Below are 13,375 nucleotides of genomic sequence, written 5' to 3'. Positions count from 1 at the left end.
AAAATTATCAGTGTGAATCAAGGTTTTGAGGAATGATTGTCTCTGATTTACAACCTCATAGTCGTTTTCCCGTCCCCACATTCCCCCTCTTTGAGGTAGCCAGCGATAGCTGGGTATGTGCACTGTGAGAGTGGAGTATGTGACAGGGGTGAGGTTTGTCACCTTTTCCAGCTTGTCCCCCTTCGGGGGTTCGGGGGCTTACTGAATAAATAACTCGTCACATTTCCCCTTTTCCGTCGCTACATTCCCCCTTTGAACGGAAGTCCGCGAGAGCGGAGTATGTGAATAGGGGTATGTTATCTCCTATTGCCTATGGCCTAAGGCCTATCACCTTTTCCTCTTTCTTTCGCCTCGAAACCCCGTTTTTAACATTTTTAGCACTGTTGTATCATATTATGAACCAACCACTTATACACCCTTTCTATACCAATCGTCCAAGATTCGTATAAGCTTCCTATAAGCTCTCTATAAGCTAACCCCACCCATCTTACAGCTCATTTTTTATCTCTCTCCTAAATCACCCCTTCCGAATCCCTCCGTTTTCTTTCGCTCTCTCTAACCTATCCAATTTGTCCGACAAGTCTGACCTGTCAAAAAATGATTTTTATCACTATTCATTTTCTCATTTCCCTGCCCGTGCGGCTCGCACCTCATTTCCTCATTCTCTAATTTTCTCATTTTCTCATTTCCCTGTCCGTGTGCCTCGCATCTTCTTTTTGCTAATAAAAAATTATTTTGTACCTTTGCCCTTATATTTATATTTAATTAAAACAATATCAATATGAAAAACATATTTATTATTTTATGTTTGATGAGCATTAGCATAGCCTGCTCTCAGCAAGAAAAGGAAGACCCTTCAACAAAAGAAAATAACGATTATTTAAAAAAAGGAGGGTGGAAATTAGTTTGGGAAGACGATTTTAATCGCGACGATATCTTTGCCACCAAAATATGGTCAAAAATATGGCGTTGCGATAAAGCTGATTGGTGCAAAACAATGAGTCAAGACCCTAGTTTGTTCGAGATAAAGAATGGCAATCTTATCCTCTTAGGCAAGCCCAGTACCAACCCCGCCAAAGACAAGTCTAAATATATCACTGGGGGTGTTTCTACCAAGGACAAAAAATACTTCGAAAAAGGACGCTTAGAAATCCGTTGTAAGCTCGAAGCCACTCAAGGAGCTTGGCCTGCTATCTGGATGGTACCCGATGCTCCTTGGCCTACGGGCGGTGAGATAGACATCGTCGAGCGACTCAATTACGAGCCTTTTGTACACCATACGGTACACTCCACTTACACCCAAGCGGGCAAAAAAGACCCTACCAAGCGCACCCCTAAAAGCACCGCTACAGCTCCTATCAACCCCGATGATTATAACATCTATGCCGTAGAGCTCGACACCGATGAATTGCGCTTTTATGTAAACGGCAAACAAACTTTTAGTTATGCACGTGTGCCCGGGAAAGAAAATGAAGGGCAATTTCCCTTTGCTCGCCCCTATATGTTGCGCATCGATATGCAATTAGGCGGTAGCTGGGTAGGCGAAGTAAAACCTTTTACCAAACCGGTAAGAATGTACGTAGATTGGGTGCGTTTTTATCAGAAATAATAATCCCAAATAAAAAAAATAACATTTTTATTTTGGTAGTTCTGAAAATAATAGTAATTTTACGCCCCAATTTTAATAAATACTATAATTTTTATGGAAGAAGGAAATATCAGAGTGCGCTATTCCGATAAGGAATTAGAAGAATTTAAAGCACTTATAGAAGAAAAAATCAAAAAAGCACAAACCGATTTAGAGCTTATCAAGAGTTCATATATGAACAGTGCCACTAATGGTACCGACGATACATCTCCCACTTTCAAAGCCTTTGAAGAAGGCTCTAAGGTAACCAGCAAAGAGGAAAATACCGCATTGGCTATTCGTCAAGAAAAGTTCATACGCGATCTCAAGAATGCACTTATCCGTATCGAAAACAAAACCTATGGCATCTGTCGTGTAACAGGTAAACTCATCGATAAACGTCGCCTTATGGCAGTACCTCACGCTACTCTCAGCATCGAGGCTAAAAATATGCAATAGCCATACCCCAAAAATGACGCTCACCGAGTACTTACACCAAGAAACTCAAATCAACACCGAGACACTTGCTTTTATCAATAGCCTATTTGAGCAACAAGAGTACAAAAAGTACCACTTGTTGCTCAAAGAAGGCTCACATTCCAAACAGTTGTTTTATGTTGAAAAGGGACTCCTGCGCCTGTTTTATAACAAAGAAGATAAAGACATTACCCACACCTTCCTTTTGGAACAAATGTTTTATTTTCCCGTAGAAAATATCTATTTCTCCCAGCCTTCACTCTTCTCTTTAGAAACGCTGGAAGACAGTGTAGTATGGGTAGCTTCTTTCCCCGAAGTAGAACGCGTAATAAACGAACACCAAGAACTCGAACGCCTAATGCGATTCCTATTGGTATCAGCCATCAAATCGCTTACAGAGCGTCTACATACTATAAAATTCCAAACTGCCCAAGAGCGGTATGACCTTCTCTTGCACACTTATCCTCAAATACTTCTGCGTGCCCCCTTAGGACACATAGCTTCTCTATTAGGTATTACTCAACAAACCCTCAGCGTTATTCGTGGAGCAACTCGCACAGGTGATAAAGGGGTAAAATAATTTGCTGTTTCAAAAAATAGTTGTATATTGCGCCCATCAAACAGTGTAATAATACCCTATTTGCCTATGCAAACAAAAGAAAAATATCAATTAGAAGTTACCGTAAACGCCTCTCCGCAATTGCTCTATCAATACATCTCTACCCCAGCAGGTCTCGCTTCGTGGTACGCTGACGATGTGCGCGCTAATGAAGAAATCTACACTTTTGTATGGAATGGGGTAGAAGAAGCAGCTCAGATATTGCGCAAAAAGTTGGACGACCATATTCGTTTCCATTGGGAAGACGATAACGACGCTTCTACTTATTTCGAAATCAAAATCAATGTGAATGATATGACTCAAGAAGTCTCCCTTATCATTACTGATTTTGCTCTCCCTAATGAAATAGAAGAAGCTAAACAGCTTTGGGAGCTCCAAATAAACGACCTTAAAGCTAAAATAGGAGCAAGCTAAATATGAAACTCAATTATAACGGTAACCTCATTACCGATAGCGATACCGTCTTAACTATTAAAAACCGTGCTTTCCTCTACGGCGATGGCGTGTTCGATACTTGCAAATACAGCTACCAAAAACTAATCTTTTGGGAAGAACACTACCTGCGCCTAATGGCAGGTATGCGTATCTTGCGTATGGATATCCCTATGGTATTCTCTATGGAGTATCTCGAAGAGGAAATCCTTACACTTATTAAAGCCAATAGCCTCGAAAATAATCCAGTACGAGTGCGTATTACTGTTTTCCGTAAAGATGGGGGTAAGTATACACCCATTACCAATGAGGTAGATTATATCATAGAAACCGAAGTGATGAACAATCCTTTCTATGTACTCAACGAAGAACCTTACGAGGTAGAACTCTTTAAAGACTTTTTTGTACAACCCGACCTCTTAGCAAATGTAAAGCATATTAATCGCACGGTGAACGTGTTAGGCAGTATCTTTGCCGAAGAAAACGACTATCAGAATTGCATCTTGCTGAACAGCAACAAGAGTATTGCAGGAATGCTGAACGGCAACCTGTTTGTAGTGCAAGGCAATACCTTAAAAACGCCCCCACTAACCGATGGAGCACTGAATGGTATTACCCGCAAGATGCTTATCAAAACCCTTAATAAAACCGAAGACTACGAGGTGATAGAGACCTCTATTTCACCTTTTGAACTTCAAAAAGCCGACGAGCTGTTCTTTACCAATAGTCTTGTAGGGATTCAGCCCATCAGTCAGTATCGCAAAAAAGCATATCCTTGTACTACTGCCAAAAGCCTCATCGGCAAACTGAATACTAGTGCCCGATTTGGAGTGGTATAAGTGTGAGCCACACGGGCAATTAAAAAGAGGTGAATAAATTATGAATGTTGAGATTAAAAAACTTAAAGAGAAAAAAATATTGGTTGCCATTAGTGGCGGTATCGATAGCGTAGTACTCACACATTTACTGTACACTCACGGTATAGAACTGCTTTTAGCACACTGCAACTTTCAATTGCGCGGAACAGAAAGTGACGACGATGAGGCTTTTGTACGCACTTTTGCTGCGGAACTTGGCGTTCCTTTAGAAGTAAAGCGTTTTGATACACATCAATATGCGAGTTCTCATCAGTTGAATACTCAGTTGGCTGCTCGCGAATTGCGCTATCAGTGGTTCGATGAACTGACAAGCACCCATTTCTGCGATGCTATCGCTACGGCTCATCACGCTAATGATAACCTCGAAACCTTCTTTATTAACCTTTCCAGAGGTAGTGGTTTAGAGGGGCTCTTAGGCATTCCAGAAGAAAAAGATACTATCATACGTCCGTTATTACAATTCTCTCGTCAGCAGATATACGAATATGCGCAAGCAAAACGCCTTAAATGGCGTGAAGACAGCAGTAATGAAACAAATAAATACGTGCGCAATGTAATTCGGCACGATATAATACCGAAATTAGCATTAGTACACCCTAATTACTTAGAGAATTTTAATCAAACGCAGGAATACTTACACCAATCAGCGCGATTTATAGACTTTTATATAGGAAAACTCAAAGAAACTTGTTTTGAAGGACATAATCCTATACAAATAGACATAGAAAAACTACAAGCTGTTCCTGAATTGGACTTTGTTTTACATAAACTCTTCTACCCTTATGGATTCGGCAATGTAAAAGACCTCAAAAACCTATTGCTGAATGCCGAAGCGGGTAAACAAGTACTTTCGCCTACCCATATCCTCATAAAAGACAACACTTGTCTTTGGTTAAAGCCCAATGAAGCAAAACGCAGTTTAAGTTTGCTGATTTCGGAAGATATGGCTGAGGTATACGACCCCGTTCATCTTCGTTTTGAATTTATAGAGGGCAAGGTGAAAGTGAAAAATCCAATCCCTACTGAAATATATGTAGATGCCGACAAATTGCAATACCCACTTATGTTGCGCTATAAGAAAGAAGGCGATGTGTTTTATCCTTTTGGAATGAACAGCGAGAAGAAGCTCAGCAAGTTCTTTACCGATGAGAAATACACCCAAATAGAGCGCGAAGAGCAAGTGCTTTTATGTAGTGGTGAGGATATTGTGTGGGTGGTAGGCAAGCGTTTAGACGACCGTTTTAAAATTACCAAAGATACCAAAAGAGCAGTAAAAATTAGCAAATTAGAGAATTAGTAAATTAGAAAATGGTGACGGAAAGATGAAGGTAAGAGGTAAAATGGGTGGGGGTTTTCTTAAAGAAAATATAAAGCTATGACAGCTATAATACTCTATTTGACCTCATATAAAATAATTTTATTTCGTTTATTTTGCTATTTCATTTTTTTGTTGTACCTTTGGCATATATTTCAAAGAAATCAACCTCATAGTATTATGTTAAGGAAATTATATCTCTATGTGCTATTGTTCGTATCGGTTTCGGCGTTTTCGCAAGTGAAAGTGGAAGGAACAGTGATAGATGAACTAAGCAGCAAGCCTTTGCAAGGGGTAAAAGTGCGTGTGAGCACTTCTCCGCGCGAAGCAGTTACCAATAGTAAAGGTAAGTATACGCTTCAATTGCCAGAAGGGGAACACTTGCTACTCTTCTCCCTTAGTGGTTATAGCAGTGCTGAGCAACTCATTTCATTAGGAGACACTCATCCTTACACCGTGCCTACGGTTTCCCTCTCGGGCGACTATCAGCAGGAAGCTGAGCAATTGGCAGTGATTACTGAAAGCGAACTAGAAGACGACGAAAGTGGTGCTGATGCAATGTCGGGACTTTTGCAAAGTTCACAAGACGTGTTTATGCGTAGGGCGGCTTTCGATTTCAGTTCGGTGTTCTTCAAACCTCGTGGTTATGACTCCAAAGACGTAACGGTGCTCATTAACGGTATCCCGATGAATCGACTTGAAAACGGTCGTGCCCAATGGGCGAATTGGGGAGGGCTTAACGACATTACGCGCAACCAAGAAATGAGCAACGGATTGGTAAAATCCGACTATACTTTTGGTGGATTGATGGGGTCTAACTACATCAATATACGTCCGTCGCTTAACCGTGCAGGACTTCGCGTAACGACTTCAGCCAGCAACCGCAGTTATACTGGTAGACTGATGGCTACTTACAACTCGGGTGTACAGCGCAACGGATTGGCGTATATGGTTTCGGCTTCACGTAGGTTTGCTCCTCAGGGTAGTTGGGTAGACGGTACGCTCTACAACGCTTATGCTTTTGCAGCAGGAATAGAATATCAGCTTAATAACCATAGTAGCTTTAACCTTATAGGAATGTTTTCGCCGGTGAAGCGCGGTAAGACCTCGCCACTGACTCGTGAGGTACTCGATTTGATGGGCTACCAATACAATCCTTTTTGGGGTAAACAAAATGACGACAAGCGCAATTCGCGTAACCGTATCGTTTCAGAGCCTATCTTCGTTTTCTCTTATAACTATTTGAAAAACGACACGCGCCTGAACGTGGACTTGGGCTATCAGTTTGGTGAAATAGGTAATACGCGTATTAGTTATTCGAATGCTCAAAATCCTGAGCCTAATTACTATAAACTTCTGCCAAGTTATTACTTAAACCAAAATCCTTCTGACGAAACGATGGCAGCCTTACAGAAAGACTATTTCTTAACGCATTCGCAACTGGACTGGGAAGAGCTTTATCGGGCGAACTACAACACTACCGATAAGCGCAGTGCTTTTATTGTGAGCAATGATATCAATCGCGAACGCACGTTCTCAGCCAATGTGAACTTTTCTACGCCTATTCACGAAAACATCAAATGGACATCGGGTGTAGTGTACCGCAATGTTTCTTCCGATAACTTTGCTGAAGTAGACGATTTGCTTGGCGGTGATTACTTTATGAACTACGATTACTTTGAAGGGAAACCTTACAATGCCGATGAAACAGATATGAAGAAAAAGCAAGGCGACAAGTGGAATTACTTTTATGCGCTTAAAAGCAATGTAGCCGAAGTTTTCTCGCAGTTTGAATTTACGTTTAAAAACGTCGAGTTATTTGTAGCAGGACGTTGCCATTATACTGATATCCAACGCGAAGGTAAGTTCAACTATCCTCTCTATGCTGATTCTTACGGAAAGGGTGCTATGCAAGTGCAAAACGGAATGAGTACCAAAGCTGGACTTACCTACGCACTTACCGGTCGCCATTTGTTACAAGCGAACGTGGGGTATTTTAATACACCACAATCAGTGCGCAATATCTATGCAAATGTGCGCAATTCTAATCGCTTGTTGCCTAATATCAAGAATGAATTGGCTTACACTGCCGATGCGAGTTATATTTTGCGTATGCCTTACCTAAAAGGACGCCTTACAGGGTTCTTTACCGAGATAGAGAATACTGCGGAAACAAACTTCTTCTATACTGAAACAGCTCTTACTGATGAAATAGACAGAGACTTTGTGGCTCAAACGGTAGAAGGCATCAAGAAACGCCATTTTGGGTTGGAGTTTGGAGCGGAAGCACAACTTATACCTACTCTTAAACTTACGGCAGTAGCTTCGGTAGGACAATATACTTACATCAATAATCCGTCGCTTTACATTTCATCTGGAGAGATGAACAAGGCTATTGATGAGGTAACGATGAAGAATTACCACGTGCCCAGCGGTCCGCAACAAGCCTATTCATTAGGTTTGGAATATCGCCACCCTAAGTATTGGTGGGTAGGAGCAACGGCTAATTTCTTGGCACAAAACTACGTATCGTTATCGGCTTTGAACCGCACTTCGCAGTTCTTTATAGACCCGACCACGAAAGCGCCTTTTACTAATATTGATACTGACTTAGCTCGGAAGCTTCTCAAACAAGAATGTTTAGACGATGTATTCTTAGTAAATCTTGTGGGTGGTAAGTCGTGGAGACTCAATAAAACCTATGTAAGCCTAATGGTGAGCGTGAATAACTTGTTTGACACTCAATTCCTTTCAGGAGGTTTTGAGCAATCGCGTACTGCCAATTATGGCAAGATGGTACAGGACAACGCACAAGGCGTACCTTCGTTTGGCAATCGTTACTTTGTGGGTTACGGACGTACTTATATGGTGAACTTAGCGGTGAGTCTTTGAAAAGGTAAAAGATAAAAAGGTAAAGTTTTAAAAGTAGCCTTGCCTACTTAGTGGGCAATTATAGAGTAAGAACAAAACAAAACGTTGTTCATTTGAACATTAATAAATATAATGAATAAAAAATCTATTTTCAGAAGAGGGGCTTTGGCGCTCCTTGTAGCAACTACTGTATTAGTAGGTTGCTCTAAAGACAACAATTCGAACCCTGACCCCAACAATCCTAAAGGGACACCCTATATGATTTTTACCACTGATAAAAAGGCGGGGAGCGAAATAACGCTGACAATAAACGCCAAAGAAGCGGATAAAAAAGATGTGTGGGTAGACTTAAACAACAATGGTGTGTACGACAGTGGTACTGATGTTCGCCTAAGTGCTACTACAGCAAAGTATAGGCTACAGGGCGATACTGTGAGAGTTTACGGTAAGGTAACGACTTTCTATTGTAATGATAATGAAGTGACTTCGTTAGATGTAACTCGCAATACCGTATTGGAGAGATTGAATATGAGTCATAATAAAATAAAAGAAGTAAACTTGCACAATAACACTGAGCTTGTTTATTTGAAAGTATCGGCTTTGCCTCTTGAAAGCTTAGATCTTACCACTAATAAAAAGCTGAAAGAATTACGCTTTAATCTTACATTTTCGGGCGAAAAACTAAAGAAAATTGTGAGTACTATGCACGAAAATGGCGGGGGCACTGTTTATATGAACCCGAGAATTACCAACAACGAAAAAGAGAAACAAACAATGCAAACTTTGAAAAATAAGAAATGGACTATAGGGCATTGCGAATAAGCAAACCTTAAAAAAAAACAAAACCACTGATAACTCATAACTGTAAACTTATAGCTATATGAAACTAAACGTATTAAAACCAGTGGCGATAGCCCTACTTACGGCATTCGCTATTACATCGTGTGTAAAAGACGACGATTATGACATTCCCGATCCTAACGGGAAAAAGCCACTGCCTGACTATAGCGGTCAAGTAGTAAGTTTTGCTAACGTACTCACGAAAGTAACAGCCTCAGTGGCTACCTATACTGCTGATGAAGCTATTGAGGGGTATGTAATATCTAGCGATGAGGGAGGTAACTTCTACAAGAAAATTTATATACAGAACGCTGATAAGAATCAAGGACTTTCAGTAGCGATTGACAAAAGTGGTCTTTATACCGAGTTTCCCGTAGGAGCTAAAGTACAATTGCGCTTGAAAGGCCTTGCTACTCAGCTTAACAACAGTGCTATAGAGGTAGGTCACGGTACTTATACTGCCAAAAGCGGAAGAAAGGGTGTAGCCGCAATGGCTGAGGCGATTTATAAAAAACACTTGTTTGACACAGGTGAGCGCAAGACAGTTGCCAAATTAGCCAAAGTGAGTAACTCTATACAAGAAGTATCTACCGAAGCACACGTAGACCAGCTCATTACCCTTAAAGGAGTACATTTCCCTACTGATGCCGTAGGTAAAACACTTTATGACAAGAGCAATGCCCTTGGAGGCGCTACTAATTACAAGCTTACCGATGCTAATGGGAAGACCATTATCTTCAGAACTAGCAGTTATGCTAAGTTTAAAGACGAGAAAGTGCCTGCTGGTGAAGTGGAAGTAACAGGAGTGCTTACCAAATTCAACAAAGACTACCAATTTATGATAAGCAATTATGCTGATTTGGTAGTAAAAGGAGGTACTTCTACCAGTACACAAACTGGTACACAAACCTCTACGACTGTTGAGACCTTAGAAGCGAGCAATGCTACTGTAGCTGATTATATAGTAGGCAAAACCGTAAAGCTGCACGGTACGACAGTAGTAAAAAGCGGAAAAACCTACATCGTTTTCAAAGATGGTACCGAAATACAAGTGTTTTCAGCTAAAGGCGTAACTATTTCAGATGCAGCTAAAGAAAAATTGGCAACAGAAGGTTATGAAATAAACGTTACAGGAGTCTTTACTGATTATGCCCTTAAAAATGGTACTATTGTAAAAGAAATACTGTATAGCAAAGAAAGCGATATAGAATTTATAAAAGCGCCTGCTCCTATCACCTATGTGGATGTAGACGCTACAACCGCTACTCTTGCCAGCGATTACCAAGTGGGTAAGCACGTAAAGTTAAAGAATGCCACTCTAAAAGTTGAAGGTGGAAAATCTTACGTTGTTTTCTCGGATGGTAATAAAATACAGTTGTACTCTCCTAATCTCAAATCTTTTAGTAAAGACGCTCAGACTAAATTGGGTACTGACGGACAAAAGCTCACTTCAATTAAAGGAAAATTTGAAGATTATAGTGTAAATGGAAATACCGTACATCAATTGGTTTATGCTGTGGAAGGTGATATTGTATTTGGTGATACCCCAGTAGTACAGCTTCCTGAGCTAAATGCAGCTACCGCTACTGTTGCTGATTTTAATAAATACAAAGACAAAAAAGTGAAATTAGAAGGTATCATTACAATAAAAGGCAAAAGTAGTACTTTCTTTGTATTCAAAGATAAAACAGAAGTACAAGTGTATGCTACTAGTACTGTATTTAAAGCGTTATCCAAAGAAACTAAAACCAAACTGAAAACAGCAGGTGCCAAACTTATTGTTACAGGCACTTTCGTTGAATCTTCTTCCACCAAGGATGGCGTTACAACAATTACTAAACGGATTAGATATGATAAAGAATCGGATTTAGACTTCCAGTAGAAAAGAAGTTTTTTGGATTTATTCAAAAAGAGTGAGCCTCCAAAAAGGCTCACTCTTTTTTTGTCTTTGCTATTTCGCTCGAAAACATATTTCTTTCGTAATATTTGCATATTAAATAAAAAGTACTATCTTTGCCCTCAAAAGAAAACAAAAAAGAAACCTATGGCTTTATTTCTTAGCGTACTTCCGATAGTGCTACTCATCTATTTGATGGTTAAAAAGAACGCACTTCCCTCGTATATAGCACTCCCACTTATTGCAGGATTGGTGTATGTGTTGCACCTAACTTATTTTGAAGGCTCTTTTGTAGCCGTAAATGCTAACTTTATTAAGGCTATTATATCGGTAGCTACGCCTATTACGGTGATATTTGGGGCGGTGCTCTTCAACCGAATGATGGAGATGACAGGGGCAATGAATGTGTTGCGCCGTTGGTTAGGCAACATCAGTCCGAATCCTGTGGCACAGCTGATGATTATAGGCTGGGCTTTTGCCTTTATGATTGAAGGAGCCAGTGGTTTTGGTACGCCTGCGGCTATCGCAGCACCTTTATTGGTAGGATTAGGCTTCAAGCCGTTGCAAGTTGCCATTCTCACACTTATTATGAACTCGGTACCCGTATCGTTTGGGGCGGTAGGTACCCCTACGTGGTTTGGTTTTGGTACGCTTATCGGTAATGGTGCTATTTCTGACACTGAGCTTTCCGATATAGGTAGGATTACGGCTATTGTGCATCTGTTTGCTGCTTTTGTAATTCCTGTGATGGCACTCAAAGTGATTGTATCGTGGCAACAGATACGCAAGAATATAGTTTTTATACTCATTAGTATTCTCTCGTGTACGGTGCCTTACGTGGTTATTGCTTGGTTTAACTACGAGTTTCCCGCTTTGGTAGGAGGATCTATTGGACTCTTTATCTCGGTGGGCGTCGCAAGCAAAGGAATAGGATTATCTAAAACAGATAACCGTGAAGTGCATCACGAGAAGGTAAAATCTTCAGAACTCATCAAAGCCCTTTTTCCTACGGCTTCACTCATTATCATTTTAGCACTTACCCGCATTAAACAACTCCCACTAAAAGCACTTTTGAATGATACAACTGAGTGGTTTACTATAAAATTGGGTTATCTGGGCGATTTTGAGGTTACTAAAGGACTCATTTTTTCACTGAATAATATTTTTGCTACGGGCGAAAACGAGAGTTATAAACTGCTCTACGTGCCCGCACTTATTCCGTTTGTCGTTACAGTACTCATTTCCATTCCGTTATTCTCGCTGAAATGGAAGCAAACCAAAGAACTTTTTTCGGCTAGTTTTGTGCAGATACAGAAGCCTTTCTTGGCTTTGGTAGGTGCGCTTATTATGGTAAATGTAATGCTGATGGGAGGAGAAAACTCTATGGTGCAAATTATCGGTCGTGGATTGGCACAAGCCACAGGCAGTCACTGGACGATTTTCTCATCGTATCTAGGAGCGGTAGGGTCTTTCTTTTCAGGCTCTAACACCGTATCGAATCTTACTTTTGGAGCCGTGCAATACTCGGTTGCTAATACCACAGGACTTTCGGTGCCTCTGATACTCGCCTTGCAATCAGTAGGCGGAGCGATGGGTAATATGGTGTGTATCAACAATATTATTGCGGTATGTTCAGTATTAGGCATTGATAAAGCCGAAGGGAAAATAATGAAAATTACCATTGTACCTATGATGGTATATGGAGTGATAGCTGCGCTGGTAGCATATCTTGTTATTCCGCTAATATTCTGATAGGTAAAGGGATATTGCTATAATTTATAACAAAGCTTTTTTGTTCTTAATTTTTTTTAAATGTATATTTTTACTAGCCTATCGCGCTACTACTCCATAGATGAGTTTCTTGTAGCTCATATTTATCGTTTTTTCTTATCCGTGCGACTTGTCTCTCGGATATTTTTAGAGTTTTTTAATAATTTTTTAGAGACTAATATAAAAATACACATCTCATTATCAAGTAACTAAAAATTTTCTTCAAAAAAAATGTATAAAAATTTTGGAGGTAAAGATAAAAGGTGTACCTTTGCACCCGCAAAAGAGGAGAGTAGTGCCTCTGGAGTAGAAGAAACAACACGTACCTTGACATAATGTTGTACAGCACAAAGAAGATTTAAAGGATTGAGTGAAACCTGAAGTCAATAACTTGAAGATCGGTTAGAAGATATAAAAGAATTTAACGATGAAGAGTTTGATCCTGGCTCAGGATGAACGCTAGCGGCAGGCCTAACACATGCAAGTCGAGGGGGAAGTTACTTTCGGGTAACTGAGACCGGCGTACGGGTGCGTAACGCGTATACAATCTGCCTTTCACTGGGGGATAGCCCGAAGAAATTTGGATTAATACCCCATAGTATATAGGGACGGCATCGTTTTTATATTAAAGCTACGGTGGTGAAAGATG

11 protein-coding genes and 1 rRNA gene (1 of these 12 running past the window's edge) are annotated in these 13,375 nt (G+C 40.4%); 11 read left to right on the top strand and 1 reads right to left on the bottom strand.

Annotation, left to right across the window (positions count from 1 at the left end; translation table 11 throughout):
- Positions 1-55: 55 nt before the first annotated feature.
- Positions 56-211, bottom strand: a complete 156-nt coding sequence (locus HMPREF1528_RS12805) for a phosphinothricin acetyltransferase (RefSeq protein WP_232211453.1) — start codon at positions 209-211, stop codon at positions 56-58.
- 570 nt (positions 212-781) lie between these two features.
- Here HMPREF1528_RS12805 and HMPREF1528_RS00075 point away from each other — a divergent pair.
- From HMPREF1528_RS00075 to HMPREF1528_RS00025, 11 genes are all read left to right on the top strand, one after another.
- On the top strand, positions 782-1,609 hold the full coding sequence (locus HMPREF1528_RS00075) for a glycoside hydrolase family 16 protein (protein WP_016478113.1): 828 nt from the start codon (positions 782-784) through the stop codon (positions 1,607-1,609).
- A gap of 93 nt (positions 1,610-1,702) precedes the next feature.
- A complete protein-coding gene (locus HMPREF1528_RS00070) occupies positions 1,703-2,086 on the top strand; it encodes a TraR/DksA family transcriptional regulator (RefSeq protein ID WP_002673934.1) in 384 nt (127 codons plus the stop codon).
- 13 nt (positions 2,087-2,099) lie between these two features.
- Complete coding sequence (locus HMPREF1528_RS00065) at positions 2,100-2,684, top strand: Crp/Fnr family transcriptional regulator (RefSeq protein WP_002673935.1); 585 nt, start codon at positions 2,100-2,102, stop codon at positions 2,682-2,684.
- A gap of 66 nt (positions 2,685-2,750) precedes the next feature.
- On the top strand, positions 2,751-3,137 hold the full coding sequence (locus tag HMPREF1528_RS00060) for an START-like domain-containing protein (RefSeq protein WP_002673936.1): 387 nt from the start codon (positions 2,751-2,753) through the stop codon (positions 3,135-3,137).
- A 2-nt stretch (positions 3,138-3,139) separates the two neighbouring features.
- Positions 3,140-3,994 (top strand): aminotransferase class IV, encoded by an 855-nt coding sequence (locus tag HMPREF1528_RS00055; RefSeq protein ID WP_016478112.1) that lies wholly within the window; start codon positions 3,140-3,142, stop codon positions 3,992-3,994.
- Positions 3,995-4,034: 40 nt separating this feature from the next.
- Positions 4,035-5,330, top strand: coding sequence for a tRNA lysidine(34) synthetase TilS (tilS, locus tag HMPREF1528_RS00050; RefSeq protein ID WP_016478111.1), 1,296 nt, complete (start codon positions 4,035-4,037; stop codon positions 5,328-5,330).
- Positions 5,331-5,528: 198 nt separating this feature from the next.
- The gene (locus tag HMPREF1528_RS00045; protein WP_034567714.1) at positions 5,529-8,240 is read left to right on the top strand and encodes a TonB-dependent receptor; all 2,712 of its coding nucleotides are present in this window, start codon (positions 5,529-5,531) and stop codon (positions 8,238-8,240) included.
- A 111-nt stretch (positions 8,241-8,351) separates the two neighbouring features.
- Entirely contained in the window at positions 8,352-9,041 is a 690-nt protein-coding gene (locus HMPREF1528_RS00040) for a hypothetical protein (protein WP_016478109.1), read from the top strand.
- Between the two features lie 58 nt (positions 9,042-9,099).
- A complete protein-coding gene (locus HMPREF1528_RS00035; protein ID WP_016478108.1) occupies positions 9,100-10,941 on the top strand; it encodes a DUF5689 domain-containing protein in 1,842 nt (613 codons plus the stop codon).
- Positions 10,942-11,103: 162 nt separating this feature from the next.
- A complete protein-coding gene (locus HMPREF1528_RS00030; RefSeq protein WP_016478107.1) occupies positions 11,104-12,708 on the top strand; it encodes an L-lactate permease in 1,605 nt (534 codons plus the stop codon).
- Positions 12,709-13,150: 442 nt separating this feature from the next.
- Positions 13,151-13,375, top strand: a 16S ribosomal RNA gene (locus HMPREF1528_RS00025); it runs 1,293 nt beyond the window's last position.

The sequence above is a fragment of the Capnocytophaga sp. oral taxon 336 str. F0502 genome (assembly GCF_000411575.1).
GTDB classification, from domain to species: domain Bacteria; phylum Bacteroidota; class Bacteroidia; order Flavobacteriales; family Flavobacteriaceae; genus Capnocytophaga; species Capnocytophaga ochracea.
Note: the sequence above shows the minus strand (reverse complement) of the source record. Positions and strands in the feature narration are given on the sequence as shown.

What these genes read in the sequence shown, in the direction of transcription:
- HMPREF1528_RS00075 (WP_016478113.1), top strand. Translation starts at nt 782, where the DNA reads ATGAAAAACATATTTATTATTTTATGTTTGATGAGCATTAGCATAGCC.
- HMPREF1528_RS00070 (WP_002673934.1), top strand. Translation starts at nt 1,703, where the DNA reads ATGGAAGAAGGAAATATCAGAGTGCGCTATTCCGATAAGGAATTAGAA.
- HMPREF1528_RS00065 (WP_002673935.1), top strand. Translation starts at nt 2,100, where the DNA reads ATGACGCTCACCGAGTACTTACACCAAGAAACTCAAATCAACACCGAG.
- HMPREF1528_RS00060 (WP_002673936.1), top strand. Translation starts at nt 2,751, where the DNA reads ATGCAAACAAAAGAAAAATATCAATTAGAAGTTACCGTAAACGCCTCT.
- HMPREF1528_RS00055 (WP_016478112.1), top strand. Translation starts at nt 3,140, where the DNA reads ATGAAACTCAATTATAACGGTAACCTCATTACCGATAGCGATACCGTC.
- tilS (WP_016478111.1), top strand. Translation starts at nt 4,035, where the DNA reads ATGAATGTTGAGATTAAAAAACTTAAAGAGAAAAAAATATTGGTTGCC.
- HMPREF1528_RS00045 (WP_034567714.1), top strand. Translation starts at nt 5,529, where the DNA reads ATGTTAAGGAAATTATATCTCTATGTGCTATTGTTCGTATCGGTTTCG.
- HMPREF1528_RS00040 (WP_016478109.1), top strand. Translation starts at nt 8,352, where the DNA reads ATGAATAAAAAATCTATTTTCAGAAGAGGGGCTTTGGCGCTCCTTGTA.
- HMPREF1528_RS00035 (WP_016478108.1), top strand. Translation starts at nt 9,100, where the DNA reads ATGAAACTAAACGTATTAAAACCAGTGGCGATAGCCCTACTTACGGCA.
- HMPREF1528_RS00030 (WP_016478107.1), top strand. Translation starts at nt 11,104, where the DNA reads ATGGCTTTATTTCTTAGCGTACTTCCGATAGTGCTACTCATCTATTTG.